The 24,124-nt window shown below is 57.1% G+C and carries 21 protein-coding genes and 2 tRNA genes; 13 read left to right on the plus strand and 10 right to left on the minus strand.

Annotated elements, in window-relative coordinates; translation table 11 throughout:
- Positions 1–212: 212 nt before the first annotated feature.
- Together trxA and QP977_RS04190 are read left to right on the plus strand one after the other, a co-directional pair.
- A complete protein-coding gene (gene trxA / locus QP977_RS04185; protein WP_016421730.1) occupies positions 213–533 on the plus strand; it encodes a thioredoxin in 321 nt (106 codons plus the stop codon).
- A gap of 410 nt (positions 534–943) precedes the next feature.
- Positions 944–2,128, plus strand: coding sequence for an N-acetylmuramoyl-L-alanine amidase (locus QP977_RS04190; RefSeq protein WP_048733139.1), 1,185 nt, complete (start codon positions 944–946; stop codon positions 2,126–2,128).
- Between the two features lie 26 nt (positions 2,129–2,154).
- Here QP977_RS04190 and QP977_RS04195 read toward each other — a convergent pair whose 3' ends face one another.
- From QP977_RS04195 to rpmH, 8 genes are all read right to left on the minus strand, one after another.
- Complete coding sequence (locus QP977_RS04195) at positions 2,155–3,108, minus strand: hypothetical protein (protein ID WP_070827213.1); 954 nt, start codon at positions 3,106–3,108, stop codon at positions 2,155–2,157.
- An 11-nt stretch (positions 3,109–3,119) separates the two neighbouring features.
- On the minus strand, positions 3,120–4,397 hold the full coding sequence (locus QP977_RS04200; RefSeq protein WP_016421733.1) for a ParB/RepB/Spo0J family partition protein: 1,278 nt from the start codon (positions 4,395–4,397) through the stop codon (positions 3,120–3,122).
- Between the two features lie 21 nt (positions 4,398–4,418).
- On the minus strand, positions 4,419–5,375 hold the full coding sequence (locus QP977_RS04205; RefSeq protein ID WP_016421734.1) for a ParA family protein: 957 nt from the start codon (positions 5,373–5,375) through the stop codon (positions 4,419–4,421).
- A 278-nt stretch (positions 5,376–5,653) separates the two neighbouring features.
- A complete protein-coding gene (gene rsmG / locus QP977_RS04210) occupies positions 5,654–6,289 on the minus strand; it encodes a 16S rRNA (guanine(527)-N(7))-methyltransferase RsmG (protein WP_049193120.1) in 636 nt (211 codons plus the stop codon).
- A 320-nt stretch (positions 6,290–6,609) separates the two neighbouring features.
- Positions 6,610–7,758, minus strand: coding sequence for a membrane protein insertase YidC (gene yidC, locus QP977_RS04215; protein WP_049193107.1), 1,149 nt, complete (start codon positions 7,756–7,758; stop codon positions 6,610–6,612).
- Between the two features lie 86 nt (positions 7,759–7,844).
- A complete protein-coding gene (gene yidD / locus QP977_RS04220) occupies positions 7,845–8,177 on the minus strand; it encodes a membrane protein insertion efficiency factor YidD (RefSeq protein WP_080972909.1) in 333 nt (110 codons plus the stop codon).
- A complete protein-coding gene (rnpA, locus tag QP977_RS04225) occupies positions 8,137–8,517 on the minus strand; it encodes a ribonuclease P protein component (RefSeq protein ID WP_005511651.1) in 381 nt (126 codons plus the stop codon). The genes yidD and rnpA overlap by 41 nt, the downstream gene beginning before the upstream one ends.
- 20 nt (positions 8,518–8,537) lie before the next feature.
- Complete coding sequence (gene rpmH / locus QP977_RS04230) at positions 8,538–8,675, minus strand: 50S ribosomal protein L34 (protein WP_005511646.1); 138 nt, start codon at positions 8,673–8,675, stop codon at positions 8,538–8,540.
- Positions 8,676–9,369: 694 nt separating this feature from the next.
- On the opposite strand from rpmH, the gene dnaA reads away from it, so the two are divergent.
- From dnaA to QP977_RS04265, 7 genes are all read left to right on the plus strand, one after another.
- Entirely contained in the window at positions 9,370–11,118 is a 1,749-nt protein-coding gene (gene dnaA, locus QP977_RS04235) for a chromosomal replication initiator protein DnaA (protein WP_049170112.1), read from the plus strand.
- Positions 11,119–11,620: 502 nt separating this feature from the next.
- Positions 11,621–12,811, plus strand: a complete 1,191-nt coding sequence (gene dnaN / locus QP977_RS04240) for a DNA polymerase III subunit beta (protein ID WP_048731377.1) — start codon at positions 11,621–11,623, stop codon at positions 12,809–12,811.
- A gap of 9 nt (positions 12,812–12,820) precedes the next feature.
- Positions 12,821–14,020 (plus strand): DNA replication/repair protein RecF, encoded by a 1,200-nt coding sequence (recF, locus tag QP977_RS04245; RefSeq protein ID WP_049170115.1) that lies wholly within the window; start codon positions 12,821–12,823, stop codon positions 14,018–14,020.
- A 5-nt stretch (positions 14,021–14,025) separates the two neighbouring features.
- On the plus strand, positions 14,026–14,688 hold the full coding sequence (locus tag QP977_RS04250) for a DciA family protein (RefSeq protein ID WP_049170117.1): 663 nt from the start codon (positions 14,026–14,028) through the stop codon (positions 14,686–14,688).
- Positions 14,689–14,977: 289 nt separating this feature from the next.
- Positions 14,978–17,017: a DNA topoisomerase (ATP-hydrolyzing) subunit B gene (gyrB, locus tag QP977_RS04255; protein ID WP_016421743.1), complete on the plus strand. Its 2,040-nt coding sequence runs from the start codon at positions 14,978–14,980 to the stop codon at positions 17,015–17,017.
- Between the two features lie 96 nt (positions 17,018–17,113).
- Positions 17,114–18,001 (plus strand): alpha/beta fold hydrolase, encoded by an 888-nt coding sequence (locus QP977_RS04260; protein WP_049189410.1) that lies wholly within the window; start codon positions 17,114–17,116, stop codon positions 17,999–18,001.
- A 47-nt stretch (positions 18,002–18,048) separates the two neighbouring features.
- On the plus strand, positions 18,049–20,001 hold the full coding sequence (locus QP977_RS04265) for an alkaline phosphatase family protein (protein ID WP_049189409.1): 1,953 nt from the start codon (positions 18,049–18,051) through the stop codon (positions 19,999–20,001).
- A gap of 13 nt (positions 20,002–20,014) precedes the next feature.
- Here QP977_RS04265 and QP977_RS04270 read toward each other — a convergent pair whose 3' ends face one another.
- A complete protein-coding gene (locus tag QP977_RS04270) occupies positions 20,015–20,353 on the minus strand; it encodes a hypothetical protein (RefSeq protein ID WP_049170123.1) in 339 nt (112 codons plus the stop codon).
- Positions 20,350–20,577 carry a hypothetical protein gene (locus QP977_RS04275; RefSeq protein WP_049189408.1) on the minus strand — a complete coding sequence of 76 codons (228 nt, stop codon included), beginning with the start codon at positions 20,575–20,577 and terminating at the stop codon, positions 20,350–20,352. Before QP977_RS04275 ends, QP977_RS04270 begins: the two co-directional genes overlap by 4 nt.
- Before the next feature lie 256 nt (positions 20,578–20,833).
- On the opposite strand from QP977_RS04275, the gene gyrA reads away from it, so the two are divergent.
- The 4 genes from gyrA to QP977_RS04295 all read left to right on the plus strand — a co-directional run bounded on the left by gyrA (position 20,834) and on the right by QP977_RS04295 (position 24,068).
- On the plus strand, positions 20,834–23,350 hold the full coding sequence (gyrA, locus tag QP977_RS04280; RefSeq protein ID WP_231367213.1) for a DNA gyrase subunit A: 2,517 nt from the start codon (positions 20,834–20,836) through the stop codon (positions 23,348–23,350).
- Positions 23,351–23,354: 4 nt separating this feature from the next.
- Entirely contained in the window at positions 23,355–23,687 is a 333-nt protein-coding gene (locus QP977_RS04285; protein WP_049170131.1) for a DUF3566 domain-containing protein, read from the plus strand.
- Between the two features lie 203 nt (positions 23,688–23,890).
- A tRNA-Ile gene (locus QP977_RS04290) sits at positions 23,891–23,964 on the plus strand.
- 31 nt (positions 23,965–23,995) lie between these two features.
- Positions 23,996–24,068: transfer RNA gene (locus QP977_RS04295), tRNA-Ala, on the plus strand.
- Positions 24,069–24,124 lie beyond the last annotated feature (56 nt).

The following is a 24,124-nucleotide window of genomic DNA, read 5'->3' on the forward strand; positions in this document are numbered from 1 at the left end:
CCCGTACTCATCGAGCACTTGCAGCGTTCTCAAGAACACCATTAATTAACAATTTAGTACTTCACTCGCACCACCGGAAGCCCTAATTTTTGACGCCTTGAGCGCCAAATCCGTACGCGAGGCTGAAGAAGCTAGGTTGAAAAATTAGAATCAAGACCACAAAACAAAACCACTAAGAACTCAAACGAGCTCATTCTAAGGAGAAGAATTTCATGGCTCCGGTAACCGTCACCGCCAACACCTTTAAGTCCGATGTCCTCGAATCCGATAAGCCGGTGCTTGTTGATTTCTGGGCAGAGTGGTGTGGCCCGTGTAAGAAGATTGCTCCCGTTTTGGACGAGGTTGCGACCGAGCTCGATGGCAAGGCCGTCATCGCCAAGGTCAACGTTGATGAGGAGCGTGCACTGGCTGGCATGTTCCAGATCATGTCCATCCCAAGCCTGCTCCTATTCAAGGACGGCAAGAAGGTCGAAGAGATTCGCGGAGTCCGCCCGAAGGGCGAAATCACGTCGCTCATCGAAAAGCACCTTTAAAAGAACTTGGGGTTGCTCCTTATCCGATACGAGGTTACGACTGCCCACCCGCCACTTCGCTATTGCCACCTTCGTTGGACACACCCCATTATGATGTGACTGAAGTTGTGGTTGTGATTTAGAGTTAGTCCTGGGGTTCTGCCGTCGGGCTAGCCGACGCGCCCTCGTAACAATCAATTCGCGCCTGCGACCTGGTAATCTTGCTGGAAATGGCGGTTTACGTCTTCCTTAATACCGTGAAGGAACCAGGTTGCCGCCAACTTGAGAGGTATTGCTGACCATATCCTCTGAGAGTGCGCGAGATTTCTTAACTGAAGTTTCGTTTAGCTCACTGGCCAGTAATACTGATTAAGTGTTGTGAGGACCCACAACGGCCTAAACATAATTGTGGAGTTCGGAAGGGAGTTTTCGTGCCAGAGTTTCTGAAGGTGGGCGATAGGTCACCTCGTGTAGCCGAGGTACGTTCTACCCTGGCTCGTCTTGGGCTTCTGCCCAATTGGGAGGGCTCAGCCGCGGAGGAGAACTCGCCTCAGTGGTCTGGTGACGATGACCTCTTTGATGAGGATATGCGCAACGCTCTCCTGGCGTTCCAACAGTCCCGCGGTGTCTATGCCGACGGGATCATCCGCGACAGCACCCTGCGCCTACTGCGAGAAGCCTCGTACACTCTGGGCACCCGCGTACTGTCCTACGATCCACTGTCACAAATGACCGGTGAGGACGTAGGCGTTCTCCAAGCTACCTTGCAGGAACTCGGCTTCCACGATGCCCGAGTAGACGGCCACTTTGGCCCGAAGACCGATGCCTCTGTACGTGAATACCAGCTCAATTACGGGCTGGAGCCCGACGGTATCTGTGGTCCCGTTACTCTCCGGGCGCTCAGCTACTTGGGCAGGAGGGTTACTGGTGGCTCTGTAAACGCCTTCCACGAGAAGGAAATACTGCGCACGATGGGGCCGAAGCTCTCTGGAAAGCGCATTGTCATTGATCCAGGTCTTGGGGCAGGGGAGCCCGGCATTGTGGTCGACGGCCCTTACGGTCAGATTTCTGAAGAAGAGATTCTTTGGGATTTGGCCTCTCGCATTGAGGGTCGCCTTGTCGCGGCAGGTGCAGAGACTATTCTGTCTCGTCCTCGTACCGACAATCCGTCCATCGAGGATCGCGCTGAGATGGCCAACGCATTTGGCGCTGACGTCTTCATCTCCCTGCAGGCCGACCACTATCACAACAACCGCGCCAGCGGTATTGCGACTTTTTACTTTGGCTCGATGAAGGGCTCCAACTCCATTCTGGGCGAACAGCTCTCTGGCCTTATCCAGCGAGAGATTGTTGCCCGTACGAGCCTGGTAGACTGCCGCTCGCACGCCCGTACCTGGGATCTCCTCCGTCTGACCAGGATGCCCACGGTGGAAGTCGCCGTTGGTTACCTGACCAACGAGGATGACGTCGCAATTCTTTCTTCCCCAGATCAGCGTGACGTAATTGCCGAATCTATCGTTGTCGCTGTAAAGCGTCTGTACCTGGGCGATGAAGAGCAGCAGCCAATGACCGGCGCTTACAGCTTTGCGCAGCTGATTGAAGAGGAAAAAGCCTAAACACGGCTGATCAATCAAACCCGGCGCTAAAGACTGAACAGCTTTGAGCGCATAAAGGGTTCTTTCGCACTTAGATCCAACGCATGGCCGATTTCTTCGTCCCAATCCAATTCCGCATCCAACTCGATACGGAGTTTCGGATGAATCGGATGTGGAGTGACCACCCGAAACCCGGAGTCAAGAAGGGTTCGCGTACGAATCAAATCACCGGCGTTATGGTTAATCGCCGCCAACGAATCTGAAATACACGGCTTAGGATTTAGCTTTTCTTCAAGTTGCGCTTCGAAATCAGCGATTAGGTTCTCCGTACCGTCGTCAGGCGTTGGCGACGACGGCGTAAATGCCGACATAGAATCCGCCGTGCCACTGCAACCAAACGCTTCTACCGCTGAAATCCCGCGCAGCGCGAGCTTGTGCAGAGCGGTCACAATGAGCACGCGGAGCATGTCATCGTCAACCTCTAAAGCGTTGTAATGCAGACTCGTCAGCGCAATCGCATCCGGCGATATTGGTCCGGAAGGCATGGAAAATGTCGTCGGGCAGAAGCGTGGCGGAGCAAAGAGCAGCGTGCCGACGGTCTCAGGTTTCCCATCGATAAGTGATGCCGGTGGCTTTCGTCGTAGCGAATATCCGCACGGTCCCCAGGAAAGGTAGACGGTATTGAGCCATGCTTCCTTCTCCAAGCGCACCTGGGCGGCTAAATCAGGGCTTAAATCGCCATTTAAGAGGTTTTCACTAGCTCCGCCTGGCCGAGTAGGGGGTTGGCCGTCCGAATGCTTTAAATCACCGTTAGGCGCTTCATCCTCTTCTGGCGTGCTGGGGTCCAAATTAGGTTCGCGCGGCTCAGTCGAGAACTGGGGTAGGGCAGTTGCTGTACGGATATGCTCCATGCCCTGTTCCCAAAACAGGCTTAACATCGTCTCTGGATAGATTCCCTCGATGTCGGCCAGCGAAATTTTCTCGATGAATACTTCAGTCACAGTAACCGGGTTTACTCTTCGTCGAGATGCATCAGTGACATGATGCGATCAAAGTCCTCGAGGTTGCCGAATTCGATAACGATTTTGCCCTTACGCTTGCCCATCTGGGCAGTCACCTTCGTATCAAAAGAATTGGACAGGCGGTCAGCCCAATTGTGAAGGACCTCCGGCTGCGGAGTGGGCTCACGGTGCTGCTTTTTCGGTCGCTCGCCGGCATTGAGTAATGTCACTGCTTCTTCGGTCGCACGGACGGATAGTCCTTCAGCAACAATTCGCTCGGCGAGGCGCTGCTGTTCTTCCTTACCTGCCTTAACTCCAAGCAAGGCACGTGCGTGACCAGCCGACAGAACACCGACCGCTACTCGTCGCTGTACCTCCACCGGCAACTGCAAGAGTCGAATCATGTTGGTAATAACGGGCCGCGAGCGACCGATTCGATCCGCCAGCTCTGCCTGAGTTACACCAAACTCTTCGAGTAGCTGCTGGTACGCAGCGGCCTCTTCGAGTGGGTTCAGCTGAACGCGATGGATGTTCTCTAGTAGGGCATCGCGAAGCATGTCCTGGTTTGGAGTATCGCGAACGATGGCGGGAATCGTGTCGACCCCAGCTCGCTGAGAAGCACGCCAGCGACGTTCACCCATGATGATTTCAAACTCGGGTTGCGGCGCGTTCGGATCTTCCTTGCGCGCTGCCTCGAGTGCGGCCGCACGACTATCCTCAGAGATTGGTCGTACGATAATCGGCTGCAATAGACCGAACTCACGAATAGAGTGAGCGAGCTCATTTAGGGGCTCCTCATCGAAGACCTCTCGTGGCTGCTTCGGGTTCGGCGTGATCAGCTTCAAGTTGATCTCGCGATAGGTCGCGCCAAACTCGTTTGCGGCCGAAGCGTCAACATCGGTAGCCTCGGCGCTGCCATGGTCCGCTGCTCCCGACGTCGTCGAGGGCAATGTTTCACGTGAAACATCACTAGACTTACCAATAACCTTATCGTCACTGTGACGTTTCTGCGCCTCATTGGTATGAGGTTTGCTCTGGCCGGATTTTGCAGATTTTCCGGCGTTTTTGCCTTCAGTCAACGAGGTGCCGGATCCCGTCGCGGCTGCCCCCAGTACGTCGGCAACTCCGCTACTTCCAGGCTGCTTCGTCCCCTGGGTACGGCGGGGACCGAAGATAATATCCGCGGCACTCTCACCTACCGAGGGGTTAGCCGCCGGAGCAGTTGGGATCAGCGCGGCGATACCGCGACCGAGCCCTCCCTTGCGGTTCTCCTTTTTTTGATTCGACATCGGTAACTACTCCTAGTGGCTTTAATTTGTCTCAGTGGAATTGGACGGGGTAGGGGAGGAAGCTGGTTTTTGCCCAATCGCACTTCCACCCGGAACTGCGGAATAGTCGCCACGCGTTGCCAATTCCTTCGCGGCGTCAAGATAAGCAACTGCGCCCCGAGACCCTGGATCGTAGGAAATTACGGTCTGCGAATATCCCGGCGCCTCCGATACCTTCACGGATCGAGGGATGAGATTACGTAGCACAACCTCACCGAAGTAGTTACGAACCTCATTGGCAACTTCTTCCGAAAGCTTGGTGCGGCCATCGAACATAGTGAGCAGCACAGCAGAAATATGTAGCTCCGGATTGAGATGCTGACGAATCATCTGCACGTTATTCATCAGCTGAGTCACACCCTCCAAGGCGTAAAACTCACACTGAATCGGAATCAAAACCTCGTTGGCGGCAGTCATCGAATTCAGAGTCAACAGACCGAGCGAAGGAGGGCAGTCAATAATGAGAAAGTCAAAGCCGTTGTCAATCAGGTACTGATCTGACACTGCATCGAGAAGTCGGCGCTCACGGTTCAGGAGCGAGACCAGCTCAATCTCGGAGCCCGCCAAGTCCAACGTCGCTGGCACACAAAAGAGATTCTCAGATTCAGGGGAACGCTGGATGACATCGTCAATCTGTAGTTCGCCAATTAGAAGCTCATACGTCGACGGGGTCCCGGAAACATGCTCAATCCCCAGGGCCGTAGAAGCATTTCCCTGCGGGTCATTATCGATGACTAGCACCTTGAGACCATGCCGCGCGAGCGCCGACGCGATGTTGACTGCCGAAGTGGTCTTGCCCACGCCACCCTTCTGGTTGGCGATAGTAATACGGCGCGGGCGTTCGGGGCGTGGAAGCGATAAACGGTTCGGGGCCTTAACTTGCGCTGCCCGTTGAGCTGCCGCAGCGATGGGTGTGTCTTGCCAGGACTTCCGGCTCATTAACTATTCCCCTTACAAGCACAGCAATCACCAATCATGGCCACTGGAGTGCGAATAAAAACTTAGTAACTATCTGCAAAAGCGTAATCATCAAGCCCCAACAACCGTTAGACGCCGACGATTGTGGAATGTTTCACGTGAAACATCCACCTTGGTCGCTAGGACTTTGCCATACCGCGATACTTATCCCACTCTAGCCCGACGGCACTACGCGCCTCAATGCCGAAACCAGAACACAAACGAATCCGCAGTGGAGTTGGGGGAGCGGGGCTTACAGCCTACTTCTTCTGAATAATCACGGCGTACGTCGAAGTTCCCAACACGGAACCGCCGACCTCTACGACGCGGGGATTAATTCCCTTCGCCTTAGCAATAAGCTTTGCATCCCGATCGATTTCCTCTTGGGCAGTTCCACCCTTCAGTGCAACCATCGCGCCTCCGGATTTAACTAAAGGAAGCGACCATCCCGCCAACTTCCCAAGAGGGGCAACAGCGCGGGAGGTGACGACATCCACTTGGCCAATCTCAGCGCGAACCACTTTCTCCTCAGCACGCCCGCGAACTACCGTTACATTGTCCAGCTCAAGATCTTCCACAACTTCGTTCAAAAAGGTTGTACGGCGCAGCAATGGTTCCACAAGAACCACCTTCAAATCCGGTCGCGCAAGAGCAAGCGGAATGCCGGGCAAGCCAGCCCCCGAACCAATATCCGCAACTACAAGCCCTTTGCCTATCGCTTCTCCAACTACCGCAGAATTGATAATGTGCCGATCCCACAGCTTTGGAGTTTCACGTGGTCCAATCAAACCTCGGACTGTCGCCTCCTCGGCCAACCATGAGTGGTAGCGGTATGCCCGATCGGCATTGTCTCCAAACACGGTATCTATCACCGAACGCAGATCTGCATCGACCAAACCTGCGGAGGCTTCTTGCTTATCGACGTCTTTCGCGGAGTTACTCAACAGTTCCTCTAACCTTTCCAATGGGGCAGCTGTGCCGTCACTCGTCGAGCTTTTCAACACCCCTAGTGTACGACAGTGCAACAACGATGTTTCACGTGAAACATTGACTGGGGATGGATGCCAAACTCGAGACTCCAGAGAAAATTACAGATCTGTAATAACAGCGACGTTGTTTGCGTGGGAGGGGACTAAGGCAAACAAAAACGCCCCGCAGCAAATACGGGGCGTTCTGATTAATTAACTTATGTAGACGAAGCGCAGTGCTACTTCAGCTATTTCTTCTTGCGCTTCCGTTTCTTCCGATTCGCGGGATTCTGTCCCGGCGCCGGCTTGGAAGCCGGACCCTGCTGTCCCTTCGCCGAATTGCCATCCGGAAGGTGGCTAGAAGCCTTGTTCGCAGTAGAAGCCTCACCAGACTGCGACTGCTGCGCTTTCTGCGCTGCCTGGCGCTTGCCTCCCTTCTTGGGGTTGATTGGCTTCTGGCCAACCTTCGGAGCGAGCTTCTCCTGTGCCTCGCGCTTGGCAGCCTTCTTGGCTGCGACAGCTTCCTTCTCTTCCTCATCCAGCTTGCCAAAGATGTAGCGCTGCTGGAAGTAGGTCCACACGTTGTTAGTCACCATGTAGACAAGAAGACCGATGTGCCAGAAAGCACCGGTAACAAGAATCATGATTGGGAAGAACCAAAGCATCATCTTGTTCATCATGTCCATCTGCTGCCCCATAGGGCCTTCCTGGCGCTTCACCAGACCGGCTTCCTGGCGGGCACGCGTGCGCTCAACAGACATACGAGCGTTGAAGTGCGTTGCCAGTGCCGCGACAACAATCAGCGGGATAGCAACGATCATGATGTCCATGCGGGTGAAGTCTGCAGGCGTACCAGGCACGGTAAAGGCTGCGTATTGATCCTCACCCATTCCAACCGAACTGGACAGTGGAGCATTGAGCACACGAGCCAGGAGGAAGGACCGCACCTCATCTACACCGAAGATGTAGTTAGGCGTATTCCAATTCTGCTCCACCGACATGCCGAGCGCATTGCCCGACGTACCCGTTCGGTTAAACGAACGCAGCACGTGGAAAAGACCGATGAACACAGGCATCTGAACCAGAATCGGCAGACAGCCGCCGAGCGGGTTGACACCCATTTCCTTCTGTAGCTGGCGCATAGCAAGAGCCTGAGCCTGCTGATCATTCTTGTACTTCTCCTTGATCGCCTGCATCTCAGGAGCGAGTTGCTGCATCTTGATGGCAGAACGCTGCTGGTTCAGCATCGGCTTAAACAGGAGGATACGGATGGTGACCACAAGCAAAATAATGGCCAGCACCCACGAGATACCCGAGGAGGGATCGAATAGGAAACCTGAGGCCTTATGCCAGAACCACAGGATGGCCGAAATCGGCCCATACACGAAATTGAGCACGGTCTAAGATCACTCCGTTCTTTAGGGGGCAGCGCACTCGCGCCTTCGTCTACAAAGCCCGGTCAAAGGCTAAGCATTACTAGAGGTTACCTGTGCATTCGCTTTAACCACGAACCCAGGCCGGGGAATGTAGCTGGAACTGGATCCCAGCCGCCCGGATGCCAGGGTGCGCAACGGAAGATACGCAGGAGAGTCAGCCACAGGCCACGAATAGCTCCGAAGCGGCGCACGGCCTCAAGACCATATGCGGAGCACGTCGGTTCAAAACGACATGTGCTCGTTGGCTTCAGATTAGAGATACGGCGGCGGTAGAAGAGAATCGCCCTCTCAGCCACACGTGCACCGGGGGCCTGGGCGAGGGGGCCGTCGTCAAGCGAATTAGCGCCGACGTTCGTATGTAGCGAGTGCCGATTGCACATCGTGGGACAGCTCCTGGCTGGTGGCTGTGGCAGAAGCGGGCAGCGCGCGAACGACAATGTCCATAGTGGACGGGAGATCCTGCGCGGCCGCAGCCATAACATGGCGGAGCTTGCGGGATACAGCGTGACGAGTCACGGCGTTGCCCACAGCTTTAGATACGACAAGACCGACACGTGGACCACCAAACCTGGCAATCTGCGTATCGGTCTTATCTTCACCGCCAGAAGCGGCGGTGTCACGAATATGCAAGACCAACGTCTTGCGTCCGATTCGGCGTCCACGTCGTACGGTGACCGTGAAGTCACGCGAAGAACGCAGCTTATTGCTCTGAGGGAGCACCGAAATCGGTGTCCTCTTACTTAAGCGGACAGGCGGGCACGGCCCTTGCTGCGGCGTGCTGCCACAACGGCGCGACCGGAACGGGTACGCATACGGGTACGGAAGCCGTGCACGCGTGCACGACGGCGGTTATTCGGCTGGAACGTCCGCTTCGACACGGTTGACACTCCTTGAAACTCAAACGACCACGAGTCCACGCTGAACACACCGCAGTAAACTCCTCGCTTCGAGTGCGAGGCAGCGATGCGTCTGACGCATTCCCGTGATGCACGGAAAAATTACTTACCGACAGATTGAAAGCTACATGCGTTCTGTCGGGTCCAAGCACAAGCTCGGACTCATATCTCAATGGATATGAAACACCCAGATAGGTTACGTCGAATCGAGCGAGAAATTCAAATCAACACGCCGGATTTACCTGGAGAATCATTTTCCAAGTTTTCCGACGGTACCGATGTTGACCTGTGGAAATACTAACCTATGCACTGCAATCCACAGGGCGTTTATCCCATCAGCTGTGGATAACTTCCACACCATGAATCACAGCGAGCAGGGGAAATAACGTGTTTACCTAGGTAAACGCAGACTAGGGGGCTATTTTTCATTGTGGGCAAACTGTGGATAAACTGTTAGTCAATTAGCGACAAGGTTTATCCACAGGTGTGGACAAACATGTGGAAGTCCTGCTCGGGGCGTATAGCACCTTGTGTAGAAACACCCCACAGGGCGAATTACAAGAAATAGCCCCCAAATGGGCAGATATGGCGCTCTCGCCATGCCAAAAACACTCCACAAAAACAGGTCGCCTCGATAAATTTGATGAACGTAAACATGTAAAAGGACATTCACACAGTGAGCGAACAACCAGAATTGCCAGGTGGACTCTGGGAGCAGGTCGTTTCTATCCTGACTTCACCAGAAGGTGCGCCGGAGTTGGGCATTGCACCACTACGCCCGCCACACAAGGCACTGCTGCGGTCAGTGACGCACACTGGTGACTTTCCAGGTTTTTTCCTGCTCAGCACTCAATCGCCAGTGGTGCAGGCACTGGTAAAAGAAGAGCTCAAGGGCATTATCGAGGCCGTCTTAGCCTCGCTGACCGGCGAGGAGTTGGAAACGGTCATCACCGTTGCCGATCCTGCTGACGACGCTGAAGATAGCCAGGCAGCAGAGACCACTCAACCATCTGCACAGCACTCGGGGCAGATGCCATCTGCAGCTTCGCGTCCGCAGCAGGCTCAGCGTCAACAGCCAAACCAGCAGCACCAACAGCAATCTGGCCGCAACTACCCGTTCCCCAGTGCAGATGCGAATGACTTCAATCGCCACGAGCAGCACCAGGGATCGACGCAGACGCCACAGGTGCCGCAGACACACCAGCAGAATGTCCATAATCAGCAGAGTGCCCAGTCACAGCACCGATCGATGGACGCAGTGGATTCAATGGCGCAGGGGCTTTCGCACTCATCTGCCGAGAATCCGATGACTATTGCTGATCAGCGCCAGGTCACAAGTCCTTTCCGCTCCGAGAGCCACGGCACTCCAACCGAGATGAGCATGCCTTTCGAGGAGCCCACCCTCAACCCGAACTACACCTTCGAAACCTTTGTTATTGGTCCGCAGAATAAGTTCGCCGCCGCAGCCGCCGTCGCTGTTGCAGAGTCTCCGGGGCGCACCTACAACCCGCTGTTTATCTCCGGCGGTTCGGGTCTTGGCAAGACGCACCTGCTCCACGGCATTGGTCACTACGCCAAGCATTTGTACCCTAACCTGCGGGTTCGTTACGTTTCTTCGGAAGAGTTCACCAACGACTTCATTAATTCCGTGCGTGACGACGCCCAGGAATCCTTCAAGCGTCGCTACCGCGATTTGGACATGCTCATCATCGATGACATCCAGTTCTTGGAGGGCAAGGAAGGTACACAGGAAGAGTTCTTCCATACGTTCAATGCCCTGCACCAGTCCAATCACCAAATTGTGCTGTCGTCGGACCGCCCACCACGCGAGCTTAAGACCCTGGAGGATCGCCTTCGTACCCGCTTCCAGTGGGGGCTCAATCCGGATCTGCAATACCCGGACTTGGAGACGCGAATCGCAATTCTGTCGAAGAAGGCACAGCTGTCTGATTTGGTCGTTCCGCATGATGTACTCCAGTACATCGCGGAGAACACCTCGTCTTCTATTCGTGAGCTCGAGGGGCGTCTACTGCAGATTAGCGCTCACGCATCCATGATTCATGAGCCTGTGACCTTGAAGTTTGCGCAGGAGATCCTCGGTGCCGACGAAATCGAGGTGCAGATTACCCCGGAGATCATCATCTCCACCACCGCTGAGTACTTCGACCTAACGGTTGCGGATTTGGTGGGCCCGGGTAAGACTCGCCCGGTCGCTCATGCTCGCCAGATCGCGATGTACTTGACAAGGTCCTTCACTGAGCTTTCGTTGCCGTCGATTGGCCGGGAGTTCGGAAATCGTGACCATTCGACGGTTTTGCACGCTGAACGCAAGATTGTTAAGGAAATTCAGGAGAAGAAGCCCTCAAAGGACCAGGTCAACGACCTGACTACACGCATTCGAGACCGAGCTCGCGGCACGGCTTAAAAACCTTGGGCTCGGCGTGCGGAATTCTTGTTATTAACTGCGGTTTTTCCGTGCACAGAGCTGTGGACAACTCGTAAATTTTGTGGATGAAAGATGAAGCCCGAACACTATCCACAGACACCCCAAGTTATCCACAGTTAGACGCACTGGTTATCCACAACGCGAAATCAGTGAAGACCAGCGGGAATCATGTAATTTCACAATGTGCACACCCCCTATTACTACTCCCGACTTTAAAAATCTCTAGAAACTTCTAGATAAAAGGGGGCCAGCGCACAACCTCTGGCAAGCAACCTCTCGCGCACAACTTCATAAATGCCAAGAACGAGCAAGAACTAGGATTAAGCACTAGACGGACTACAAGAATGCCAGTGAGGTCTTTGGCAGTCTGCAGTAGAGTTGTACGATGGAATCTTTGTAACTCCAGTCATGTGCGCTGACATAGCGTGCTGACAACACAAAAGACGGCTAATAACAGACATCCAATACCGGTGGAGGAACGATGGAGCAGACCGAAGTCCGTATTCGCGCGGCTAAGGACGATCTCGCGGGTGCGGTGAGCTGGGTTGCTCGTAACCTGCCTGCACGCCCGACTCAGCCGATTCTGCGTGGCATGATTTTTCTCGCGGATGACAATGGTCTGCAGCTCGCTGGCTATGACTACGAGGTCTCGACTCAGATTCGTATTAGCGCAGAGGTCGATGAGCCCGGTCGCTTCGCCGTCAATGGCAAGTTGGTTTCTGACATTGTCTCTAAGCTGCCGAATAAGCAGGTAGAGATGCACTTTGATGGCACGAAGGTCATCGTTCGCTGTGGTTCTTCCCGCTTCGAGCTACCAAGCCTGACCTTGGAGGATTACCCTCAGCTACCAGAAGCTCCGGCTGCTACCGGCACTGTCGATGCCGCTCTGTTGGCTGAGGCTATTGGTCAGGTCGCTATCGCTGCCGGCAAGGATGAGTCGCTGCCGATGCTGACCGGCATCCGGATGGAAACCGAAGGTAACGAGGTCACTCTCGCTGCCACCGACCGTTTCCGCCTGGCGGTTCGCAGTTTCGAGTGGGAGCAGATCCCGGAGGGGGAGACCAAGCTGCTCATCCCGGCAAAGACCTTCGCGGAGACTGCCCGCACTCTCGATACCACTTCCAGCGAGCCAGTGACCTTGGCATTCGGCGACGGATCTGATGATCGTGAGGTCGGCTCCGAAGGTCTGCTGGCTATCCTCGCCGATCCTCGTCGCACTACCACGCGACTGCTGGACGCCGAGTTCCCGAAGTTCCGTCCGCTGCTGCCGAAGCAGCATTCCTCCATGGCTGTTGCTCGTGTTGACCAGCTGCAGGATGCCATCCGTCGTGTGTCTCTGATGGCGGATCACGGTGCGCAGATTCGCATGGACTTCTCCGACGGCCAGGTTGTCCTTTCCGCTCATGGCGACGAGGTCGGTCACGCAGAAGAGACTGTGGCCTGCAACTTCTATGGGGAACCACTTCTGATCGCCTTCAACCCGCAGTACCTGCTCGAGGGGCTCAGCGCTGTTCGCTCCCACCGCGTTCTGCTGGGCTTTACGCAGCCGTCGCGTCCCGCGATTCTCATTCCAGAGCCGGAAGCTATCCCGGAGCTCGGTGAGGACGGCTTCTACCCAACGCCGGAGACCGACTTCACTTACCTGCTGATGCCTGTGCGCCTGCCGGGCTAGTTTGCGGCTATGCACATTCGGTATTTGTCCTTGCGGGACTTCCGCTCCTGGCCGGAGTTGGAAGTCGAGTTCACGCCTGGAATTACCGTATTTACCGGGCAAAATGGCTACGGCAAGACCAATATTGTTGAGGCCGTTGGATATCTCTCCACGCTCGGCTCGCATCGAGTGTCTACGGATGCTCCGCTGGTTCGTTCGGGGACCCCGTCGGCACGCATTTCGGCGACGGCAGTCAATGATGGCCGCGAGCTGACGGCGCATCTGCTCATCAATCCGCATCGCGCGAATCAAGCGCAGATTAATCGCACGCGGCTGAAGTCTCCGCGGGAGCTGCTGGGGATCGTCAAGTCGGTCTTTTTCTCGCCCGAGGATCTCACGCTGGTCAAGGGCGAGCCCGCTTCCCGTCGCCGATACATCGATGATTTGCTCGCTTTACGACGGCCACTGTCCGCCGGTATCCGCATTCAATATGACAAGATTTTGCGTCAGAAGAATGCGCTGCTGAAGTCGGCGGGCTCGACGCTGCGCCGTGGCTATTCTTCCTCGGAGGGGCAGGCCGCACTGAGCACGCTGGATACCTGGGATGCGCAATTGGCGCAGGTGGGAGCGGCGTTAATGGCTGCGCGCATGGATTTGATCGCCGAACTGTCGGAACACGTCAGCGAGGCCTATGCCACGCTTGCCCCGCACTCGCGCCCAGCCACGATTGCCTATGCGCCGAAGGTCGACAGTCTGGATGGCGGGCCATTGCCCAGCGAACCGGAGCTGCTCGAGGCACTGCTGCTGACGAAGATGGCGGAGCGCCGCACCGCGGAGATTGAGCGCGGTTCCTGTCTCGTTGGTCCGCATCGCGATGATCTCGACCTCATTCTCGGCAATGACCCCGCCAAGGGCTTTGCTAGCCACGGCGAGACCTGGTCTTTTGCACTCGCGCTGCGTCTCGGCGCGTACTTTTTGCTCCGGGCCGATGGACCCGACCCGATTTTGGTGCTTGACGACGTGTTTGCGGAGCTCGACCGGCATCGTCGGGAAGCTCTCATGGAAATCGCGCAGCAGGCTGAGCAGGTGTTGATCACCTCGGCGGTGGGGGAGGAGTTGCCTCAGGCACTGGTCGAGGATTCTTCTGTCACTCATCACACGGTGACGGTGGCGCAGACTGAGCAGGGGAGAATCTCACTGCTGGATGAAAACCCAGTCGCGGAAGAGTGACGGGTATGGTCGAGAACATGGAGCCGGATAACTCACCGGAAGAAGAAAAGGACCTGATCAGCGACGCTTTCTTCCGCATGCGCGATGCCGCTAAGGAGGGCGGTCACAAGTTACCGAATCTCCAGCGGCCACCGAAGAAGAAGGGCTCGTGGTCTGGCCTCGATAGCCGTGTGCCTGTGAAGGCCGCGGAGGGGATTGTTGCGGACGTCGATAAGCAGCGGGCAGCGCAAGCAGTGGTACGAGATCGTGCCGGTACGGTGATTTCGCCGAGCTTATTGAAGGAGGCGGGGATTCGGCTGTACCGGAAATATGACCGTCGACCTGCGCCGATTGGTGCGGTGCTGAATAAGGCAGTAGTTGATCGCGGCTGGCAGATCCATATTGCCCACGGTGTGATCATGACGGAGTGGGATTCGATGGTCGGCAAGGTTGTCGCGGAACACTCCCAGGTCAAGGAGTTCAAGGACGGCACTTTGGTGGTCGAGTGCCAATCGACAGCATGGGCAACACAGCTGCGGCTAGCACAGCGACAGGTTTTGAAGTCGATTGCGGAACGCGTCGGGGATGGAGTGGTTGAGGAAATTAAGGTGCTTGGGCCAAAAGCGCCGAATTGGCGCAAGGGCAAATTGCACATCGAGGGCCGAGGACCGCGTGATACTTACGGGTAAAGGTCGGTAAACGGTCTACGAATACCCGTCGGTATGCGTAAAACTGCGAAATTTGGTCCTTTGAGCGCATCGGCTATATCCACAGTAGGGGACTACGTTGGGGTAAGATGGGCAGGAGAAAACCGGCAGGCGGTTCTTGAGACGTTATCGACTTCCAAACTAGCCAGACCTATCTAGTAGTCCTATGTAGTTCTGGCTGGCGCTGATAGCGCTTGACCGCCGGCCTATTTTTCGCGCGCTGACGAATGTTGCGCGGGGAGAGAACCAAGAATAGGAGACGCGCCGAACCGTGGCTGCTACCGAACATCAATATGACGCCTCATCGATTACCATCCTCGAGGGCCTCGAGGCCGTGCGTAAGCGGCCGGGTATGTACATTGGCTCGACTGGTGAGCGTGGCTTGCACCACCTGGTGTGGGAGGTTGTAGACAACTCCGTCGACGAGGCGATGGCGGGTTACGCCACCGATGTTGAGGTCACTCTGCTGGAAGACGGCGGCGTTCAGGTCCGCGATAACGGCCGTGGTATTCCTGTCGAAATGCACCCGTCGGGTATGCCGACGGTGCAGGTGGTTATGACTCAGCTGCACGCCGGCGGCAAGTTTGACTCCGAGTCCTACGCTGTTTCCGGTGGTCTGCACGGTGTGGGTATTTCGGTGGTTAACGCGCTGTCGACGCGTATGGAAACCGAGGTCATCCGCGATGGCTACACCTGGTACCAGAACTTCGACCAGGCTGTTCCGGAAGAAATTATCCGAGGTAAGAAGACTCGCGGTTCGGGTACCACGCAGCGTTTCTGGCCGGACCCGGAGATTTTTGAGACCACCGATTTCAAGTTCGACACCATTTCTCGCCGCCTGCGCGAGATGGCGTTTTTGAACAAGGGCCTGACCATCACGTTGGTGGACAAGCGTGTCTCCGAGGAGGAGCTCGAGGCCGAGGCTCTGGCGGAGCAGGCGGAGACCGAATCCGCTGAGATCGCCAAGGATGCGGTTGAGGAGCAGAAGGAGAAGGCAGAGAAGACCACCAAGCCGAAGGAGCGCCGCAAGGTCTTCCACTACCCGAATGGTCTGCGGGACTATGTCGAGACTCTGAACAAGTCGAAGAACATCATCCACCCGACCATCATTTCCTTCGATGCTGCAGGTGACGGCCACGAGGTCGAGATTGCAATGCAGTGGAACTCGGGTTACTCCGAGTCGGTGCACACCTTCGCCAACACCATTAACACCATTGAGGGTGGCACGCACGAAGAGGGCTTCCGTTCTGCGTTGACATCGCTGATGAACCGCTATGCGCGTGAGCACCGCCTGTTGAAAGAGAAGGAAAACAACCTCTCCGGCGAGGACTGCCGTGAAGGTCTCGCTGCCGTGATTTCGGTGAAGGTCGCCGATCCGCAGTTCGAGGGCCAGACGAAGACGAAGCTCGGTAACACCGAGGTGCGTTCCTTCGTCCAGCGCATGACTAATGAACACATCGGTCACTGGCTGGAGGCCAATCCGGCTGAGGCCAAGGCCATTGTTAACAAGGCCATTGCTTCGGCGCATGCCCGTCAGGCGGCTCGTAAGGCCCGTGACCTGGTACGTCGTAAGTCCGCGACCGATCTTGGCGGTCTTCCGGGTAAGTTGGCGGACTGCCGTTCGAAGGATCCGAAGCAGTCCGAGCTGTTCATCGTGGAGGGTGACTCCGCAGGTGGTTCTGCAAAGGCAGGCCGAAACTCGCTGTTCCAGGCCATTTTGCCGCTGCGCGGTAAGATCTTGAACGTCGAGAAGGCGCGCCTGGATAAGACTCTGAAGAATAACGAGGTCCAGGCCATTATTACGGCGCTGGGCACCGGTATTCACGACGAATTCGACATCGAGAAGCTGCGCTACCACAAGATTGTGCTGATGGCCGACGCCGACGTCGATGGTCAGCACATTGCCACGCTGCTACTGACGCTGCTGTTCCGTCTGATGCGTCCGCTGATTGATGAAGGGCACGTCTACCTCGCCCAGCCGCCGCTGTACAAGCTCAAGTGGGCCAAGGGTGAGCCGGGCTACGCCTACTCCGATGCTGAGCGCGATCAGCTGCTGGAAGAGGGGCTGGCTGCCAACCGCAAGATCAACAAGGACGATGGTGTTCAGCGTTACAAGGGTCTCGGTGAGATGAACGCCGCTGAGCTGTGGGATACCACCATGGATCCGGATCACCGCGTGCTGCGTAAGGTCGCCCTCGAGGACGCGCAGAAGGCCGATGAACTGTTCACCATTCTGATGGGCGATGACGTCGCTTCACGACGTTCGTTCATCACCCGTAATGCGAAGGACGTTCGCTTCCTCGACGTTTAAGCCGGTACCTGGTTTTAGTTTTCGCCTTGTCGGTTCCCCTGACAAAACCTCAGTTCAGCCATTAATGTTTATGAAATGGAAGATACTCGGGGAAGCATGGTCAACGGGGAACCGCCAGTCGAGCCACGTATTGTGCAGGAGACTTTGCCAGATGGCTCCGTGACCCCGATGGCGCTTCGGTTTCCCGAAGGTTCGCCTCGGGGCATTGTCGTTATTTGGCCGGGCTTTGGCATGGGTGCTCGCTACTACCGGCCGATTGCCCAAGAGTTACAGCGTCGAGGTTTTTGCGTCCTGACCTCGGAGTTGCGCGGCCAGGGTAACCAGACTGCGGTGGCCACCCGCCGTCACAATTGGGGCTACCAGGATCTCGCATCGGTGGATTACCCGCTGGCCGTGGCGCGGGCTCGCAAGGAGTTTGATCACCTCGCGGCAGGGGAGAGCACAGGGGAGAAGCTACCCGTCTACTTGCTGTGTCATTCCATGGGCGGTCAGATTGCCTCGCTGTATCTGGCCCGACCGGAAGCGGACGTGGCCGGCGTAGTGATGGTCGGCTCCGGTACTCCGCACTACAACTGTTTTACTGGCAACGAGTACAAGCGGCTTCGCTACGGTGCACCGTTTATGCAGGTGGTGTCCCAGATCCTGGGCTATTGGCCAGCGGGCAGGCTTGATTTGGCCGGCTATGGCCGCCAGGCTCGTAACCATGTGGTGGAGTGGGCGCGGTTCTCGCGCACGGGTCTTCTGCGACCGCGCGGTGCGGATATCGACTACGCCGCTGAGATGCCGAAGGTGACCACCCCGGCGCTGCTGCTGAACTGTGGTGGTGACCGTGACTGCCCGGAGGCTTCCGCACAGGCGCTGGCACGGATGCTGCCGAATTCGGCAAAGTACGAGTTCATTGAGCAGCGGCTGGGCCACAATCGCTGGGCGCGTGAGCCACAGGCTGTGGTTGACCGTCTAGAGCAGTTTATTGAGGAAATTTAAACCGCAATTTTCCAGCTGGTAATCTGCGCTTCTTAACGTAGATGCCTATGGCAACTTCACCTAAAAATATATCTGAATTTTCCCGTCGGCACTTCCTGCAGACCGCCGCAGGAGTCGGTGCTGTCACCGCTGCGAGCACGCTGCTGCCGCCATCATTGCGCCATGCACTCGCGCAGCCCCGACCGGCTGGCTCCCTCGACCAGGTTGAGCACGTTGTCGTGTTGATGCAGGAAAACCGCTCTTTTGATCACTACTTCGGCACTCTCCGAGGTGTGCGGGGGTACAACGACAATTCCGCTTTGCCGGGCGTTTTCAACCAGAGTGGGGTCAGTCCATACCTGATTCGCAACGCCGCTAATCGCGGTGATCTCTCGGTGGAGTACATTGCAAGTTTGCCGCACGGTTGGGAAGACGGGCAGGTTGCACTAAACGGCGGCCGCTGTAACGGCTGGATCGAGGCTAAGGGCAAAGGCACGATGGCCTGCTATGACCGTCAGGACATCGCGTTCCAATTCGCACTCGCAGAGACATTCACTATCTGTGATGGCTACTTTTCTTCAATGCCTACGTCGACAAGCCCGAACCGCAACTACCTGTTTTCGGGTGATACCCGAAAGGAACCGTGGGGGACTGGAGCGGTTGGCAATGCGGCGTACGAGCCGACGCACCCGGGGTACAGGTGGCGCACGTATGCCGAGGATCTCTCGGCGGCTGGGGTGCCATGGCGCGTCTACCAGGAGTGGGATAACTACACGGACAACAACCTGGATTTCTTCGCCGCGTTTCGAAATATTGGCCGCAAGGTCATTCGTGAGGCCGGGCTGCCTGGTCGCGACATGACGGGCTTCCACGAGAAGCTGCTGGAACTGGGTGATGGCACGCCGCCAACTGCAGAGCAGCAGCAGATGGTCGACCGCCTGAATGCCGCTGTGGAGAAGCTGCCTGAGGCGGAACGGGATCTCTATGATCGCGCGCTGCACCGCCGCCAGCCGGGCACGCTAACCGACGCTTTCCGACGGGATGTTGAATCTGGGGAGCTGCCAAAGGTGTCCTGGATTGTGCCTTCGGCCGCGGAAAGCGAGCACCCGGGAGCGTCCTCGCCGATTCAGTCGGCGAATATCACTTACCGCCTGTTGGATGCGTTGGCCTCCAACCCGGAGGTGTGGGCCAAGACCGTCTTCCTGATTAACTTTGACGAGTTTGATGGTTACTTCGACCATGTGGTGCCGCCGCTGCCGCCGAAGAATGAGCCGGGGGAGTGGTACCTGGGCAAGCCGAAGGGGCTCGGGTTCCGTGTCCCGATGACTGTCATTTCACCGTGGTCGGTGGGTGGTTTGGTGTCCTCAGAGGTCTTCGATCACACTTCGGTGATCCGTTTCCTGGAGCAAGTCACCGGCGTGAGCTGCGGAAATATCACTGATTGGCGTCGTCGGGTATGTGGTGATTTGGTATCCACACTGGACTTCTCGGCGTCTACGGGAATGCAGCTTCCAGAGCAGCCGGGACCAGCGCCGGAGTTTGTGAAGCGCTGGGAGGCGGAGCCGGCCGGTGACTATCCTGTGCAGGAGTCCGAGCAGGCGACCGCGCTGCCGACACCGTACCGGCTGCACGCCTACCTCAAAGGCGGCAATCTTGTGCTGGTCAATGACGGTTCCCGTGAGGCTGTTTTCGCTGTTTACAGTGGCAATAAGGTGGAGCATCACACGGTGCTCGGTACGTTAGAGCTGCGAATTGGACTCCTGGAGCGCGAACTTACCGTGTGCGGCCCGGACCGCTTCCTGCGTGTATTCAGCAAGACGGCGAAAGAGTTGCCGGAGGTCACTTTGGAGCACGCGGCGGGACGTGTTCTAGTTGGCGGGCAGGACCGGACGGCTGATTATGTCCGTGATGGTTGGTACGAGGTTGAGCTGGCTGAAGGTGAGGCCACGGCGTATTACACGGGCCGGCTGGAGTCCGGCAATCGCATTCCGACCAGCCCGTTTACCCGAAAGAGTGACTAGGCCCTGTCCCCGGCTAAGTGCCGCCTTTGACCAGATCCCACGTCTCTGCGAATGACAGCTCTTCGCCGTTGGTGGTGAGGAGTATGTGTGCAAGTAGTGCGCCCAGTGCGGTGTTGCCAAAACTTAGTGGTTTCACGTGAAACGTTGCGTAAGCGACCGCCTGCGCTGCCGCAGAAATCGCGGGAAAGCTACGGTGACCAGCAATGACTCCTGAGCTGGCGGCGACAATAGCGCTGATTGTCCACGGCCTCGCAAGTGTAGCGTCGGCCAATTCCGGCACTGTGGCCACCAGTTCATCGGTAGCCGCCAGGATAGCGGCCTCGCTGAGAGGCTGAATCTGGGGCGCGCTCATTCTTGTACTCCGCGGGGCCTTGGGGAGCTCAACTTTCGCAGCAGCGCCATGTCAGTATCAATTACGCTTGCCGTAATTTCCCGAGCCTGACCTTGCTGAAGGGCTCTCGCTGCGGCGGATTCGATGGCGCGAATGGCGGCCTCGTGTTTAGACACGCCCTCCATGTGCGCCAGCAGCGCCAGAGCGGTGTCCTGTTCTTTCGTGAGTCTCAAGGTCATCGCCATCGCATTTGCTCCTTGCTGCCTAGCTTGTGCCGTCTTATTCGTCTCTACTAGGCCTAAAACCCAGATTTGATACCACAATGGTATCGAAAAGTTGCACACGGCGTCGTAAAGCGGGCTCTAAAGCCCTGTAGAATGGATGCGAACCTCTTTTAAGTAAAGGAAGCAGTCATTGAGCGACGATAACAACAACGACGGCTCATCCTTCGGAAGTGGAGTATTGGGCCACCAGGTTCGCCCGATCGACATCAATGAAGAGATGCAGTCGAGCTATATCGACTACGCCATGAGCGTGATTGTGGGCCGTGCGCTGCCGGAGATTCGTGATGGTCTCAAGCCGGTGCACCGCCGCATTCTCTACGCCATGTTCGACAACGGCTACCGCCCGGAGCGCGGCTATGTGAAGTCCGCAAAGCCGGTTTCGGACACGATGGGTAACTACCACCCGCACGGCGACATCGCTATTTACGACACCATGGTGCGCATGGCGCAGCCGTGGTCCATGCGCTATCCGCTTGTCGACGGTCAGGGTAACTTCGGCTCCCGCGGTGACGACGGCCCCGCAGCTATGCGTTACACCGAGGCCCGTCTGACGCCGTTGGCCATGGAAATGGTGCGCGACATTCGCGAAAACACCGTCGATTTCCAACCGAACTATGACGGTCGTACGACAGAGCCTGTTATTCTGCCGTCGCGTGTCCCGCAGCTGTTGATGAACGGCTCCGGCGGTATTGCCGTCGGTATGGCCACCAATATCCCACCGCACAACCTGCGTGAGGTCGCGGATGCCATCAACTGGTGCCTGGACAACCCGGAAGCGGATGAAAAGACCACGCTGGATGCGGTCATGGAGCGCATCAAGGGCCCGGATTTCCCAACTGCCGCCCAAATTGTCGGCGATAAGGGCATCAAGGAGGCCTACACCACCGGCCGTGGTTCGATTCGCATGCGCGGTGTGACCTCGATTGAGCAGGAGGGCACTCGTCAGTCGATTGTCATCACTGAGCTGCCGTACCAGGTCAACCCGGACCGCATGATTGCCAACATCGCGGATCAGGTCAAGGACGGGCGTCTGCAGGGCATTGCCTCGATTGATGACGAATCTGACCTGAAGTGGGGCATGCGTATCGTCGTCAAGCTCAAGCGCGACGCCGTGCCGCGTGTGGTGCTGAACAACCTGTACAAGCACTCCCAGCTGCAGACCAGCTTCGGTGCGAACATGCTCGCCATCGTCGACGGTGTGCCGCGTACGCTGCGCATTGACCAGATGGTGACGCTGTATGTCGCCCACCAGATTGAGGTCATTGTTCGACGGACCCAGTTCCGCCTGGACGAGAAGGAAAAGCGTGCCCATATCCTGCGTGGTCTGGTCAAGGCCCTGGATATGTTGGACGAGGTCATCGCCCTGATTCGCCGGTCTGCCACGGTTGATACCGCGCGCACGGGCCTGATGGGTCTGCTCGAAATCGACGAGATTCAGGCTGACGCCATTTTGGCGATGCAGCTGCGTCGTCTGGCTGCTCTGGAGCGCCAGAAGATCATTGACGAGTTGGCTGAGATCGAGCTCGAGATCGCCGACCTGAAGGACATCCTGGCCAAGCCGGAGCGTCAGCGCGCCATCGTTAAGGAAGAGCTGGGCGAGGTCGTGGAGAAGTACGGCGATGACCGTCGTACCCAGATTGTGGCCGCTGAGGGCGACGTCACCGAAGAGGACCTCATCGCCCGCGAAAACGTGGTTGTGACCATTACTTCCACGGGCTACGCCAAGCGCACCAAGGTCGATGCCTACAAGGCCCAGCGCCGTGGTGGCAAGGGCGTGCGCGGTGCGGACCTGAAGCAGGACGACATTGTCCGCCACTTCTTCGTCTGCTCCACGCACGACTGGATTCTGTTCTTCACCAACAAGGGTCGCGTCTACCGACTCAAGGCCTACGAACTGCCGGAGGCCACTCGCGCCGCCCGCGGCCAGCATGTCGCCAATCTGCTGGAGTTCCAGCCGGAGGAGCGCATCGCCGAGGTGCTGCAGATTCAGAGCTACCAGGACAGCCCGTACCTGGTGCTGGCCACCAGCGAGGGCAAGGTAAAGAAGTCCCGTTTGGAGGACTACGAGTCCGCTCGTTCCGCTGGCCTGATTGCCATCAACCTGCGCGAAGGCGACTCCCTCATCGGTGCCCGTCTGTGCTCTGCTGACGATGACCTGCTGCTCGTCTCCGAGCGCGGCCAGGCTATCCGCTTCACCGCCTCCGACGACGCGCTGCGCCCGATGGGCCGCGCCACTGCCGGTGTCCAGGGCATGCGCTTCAAGGGCGACGACAAGCTGCTCAGCATGGTCGTGGTCGAGGAAGAGCACAACCTGCTGGTCGCAACGACCGGCGGCTTCGGTAAGAAGACCAAGCTCAGCGAGTACACCCCGCAGAACCGCGGCGGTATGGGCGTGCTGACGCTCAAGTACGACCCGAAGCGTGGTCCGCTGATGGGCGCCCTGGTGGTCGACAACGACGACGAAATCTTCGCTGTCACCTCCGCCGGCGACATCATCCGCACCAACGTCAACGAGATTCGCGCCACCTCGCGTGCTACTAAGGGCGTGCGCCTGGTCAACCTCGCTGACGGCGTGGAACTGCTGGCTATCGACCGCAACGTCGAGGATGAGGGCGAAGAGACCGCTTCTAAGGTCTCTGAGGCCGGAACCTTGGACGTAGTCCCGAAGCGCACCGGCGCCACCAAGAGCACCGGTGCTGCCGAGTCCGGTGACTCGGAGGCGGAGAAGGAGTAAGCGCATGGCCGAAACTAACTTGGTAGTCGACAAGGTGAGCCCCTGGTCCGCCATGCGCATTACGGCGGCCACTGGTTTCATTTGCTTCCTCGTCTGGCTTGCCGCGGTTGGCCTGCTCTACCTCTTGCTCTCCGGGATGGGATTGCTCGCTCCGATTAGTGAAATGGTCGGCGGGGAGGATTCCATCAGCGCGGGTCTCGTCCTTGGCCTGGCGGCCGCTGTAGGAGCGCTGTGGTGGGTGCTGTCGATTGGGCTCATGGCCCTCGGCGCGGTCATCTACAACGCTTGCGGCGGTCTCGTCGGAGGTCTCAAGATTTCGCTTGCCGACGACAGCTAGGCTGCCTAGCCTCCCGCTGGCCCCGGTGTCACCCCCGTTCGGTGGCCCCGGGGCCGCGTTGGTTCAGAGGTGTTTTCAGTGATCTGGTTATGGAGTAGCCGTAATGACTACTTAATGACTGCTTTTTAACTCAATATTTAGGCCGCTGACCAGGCGATTTGTGAAGTGTCATGGTTACGGGTTAAGTTATATCTCGTTCCACGGGGCCTATAGCTCAGGCGGTTAGAGCACTTCGCTGATAACGAAGGGGTCGGAGGTTCAAGTCCTCCTAGGCCCACTGCCGAACAAGGTATAATTGCTCGGTGTACGGGGCTTTAGCTCAATTGGTAGAGCACCTGCTTTGCAAGCAGGAGGTCAGGGGTTCGATTCCCCTAAGCTCCACAAGGAACAAAATCCCCCGGTCGTAAGGCCGGGGGATTTTTGCGTTTTGGGGATGT

This window comes from Corynebacterium sp. MSK012, assembly GCF_030232435.1.
Classification (GTDB): domain Bacteria; phylum Actinomycetota; class Actinomycetes; order Mycobacteriales; family Mycobacteriaceae; genus Corynebacterium; species Corynebacterium jeikeium_D.

Excerpts from the sequence above, each read along its gene's own strand:
- yidD (WP_080972909.1), bottom strand. The coding sequence starts at position 8,177 with ATGTGCAATCGGCACTCGCTACATACGAACGTCGGCGCTAATTCGCTT.
- QP977_RS04260 (WP_049189410.1), top strand. The coding sequence starts at position 17,114 with ATGGTCAACGGGGAACCGCCAGTCGAGCCACGTATTGTGCAGGAGACT.
- QP977_RS04200 (WP_016421733.1), bottom strand. The coding sequence starts at position 4,397 with ATGTCGAATCAAAAAAAGGAGAACCGCAAGGGAGGGCTCGGTCGCGGT.
- recF (WP_049170115.1), top strand. The coding sequence starts at position 12,821 with ATGCACATTCGGTATTTGTCCTTGCGGGACTTCCGCTCCTGGCCGGAG.
- QP977_RS04275 (WP_049189408.1), bottom strand. The coding sequence starts at position 20,577 with ATGGCGATGACCTTGAGACTCACGAAAGAACAGGACACCGCTCTGGCG.
- QP977_RS04270 (WP_049170123.1), bottom strand. The coding sequence starts at position 20,353 with ATGAGCGCGCCCCAGATTCAGCCTCTCAGCGAGGCCGCTATCCTGGCG.
- QP977_RS04265 (WP_049189409.1), top strand. The coding sequence starts at position 18,049 with ATGGCAACTTCACCTAAAAATATATCTGAATTTTCCCGTCGGCACTTC.
- trxA (WP_016421730.1), top strand. The coding sequence starts at position 213 with ATGGCTCCGGTAACCGTCACCGCCAACACCTTTAAGTCCGATGTCCTC.
- dnaN (WP_048731377.1), top strand. The coding sequence starts at position 11,621 with ATGGAGCAGACCGAAGTCCGTATTCGCGCGGCTAAGGACGATCTCGCG.
- QP977_RS04285 (WP_049170131.1), top strand. The coding sequence starts at position 23,355 with ATGGCCGAAACTAACTTGGTAGTCGACAAGGTGAGCCCCTGGTCCGCC.
- QP977_RS04205 (WP_016421734.1), bottom strand. The coding sequence starts at position 5,375 with ATGAGCCGGAAGTCCTGGCAAGACACACCCATCGCTGCGGCAGCTCAA.
- gyrA (WP_231367213.1), top strand. The coding sequence starts at position 20,834 with ATGCAGTCGAGCTATATCGACTACGCCATGAGCGTGATTGTGGGCCGT.
- QP977_RS04250 (WP_049170117.1), top strand. The coding sequence starts at position 14,026 with ATGGTCGAGAACATGGAGCCGGATAACTCACCGGAAGAAGAAAAGGAC.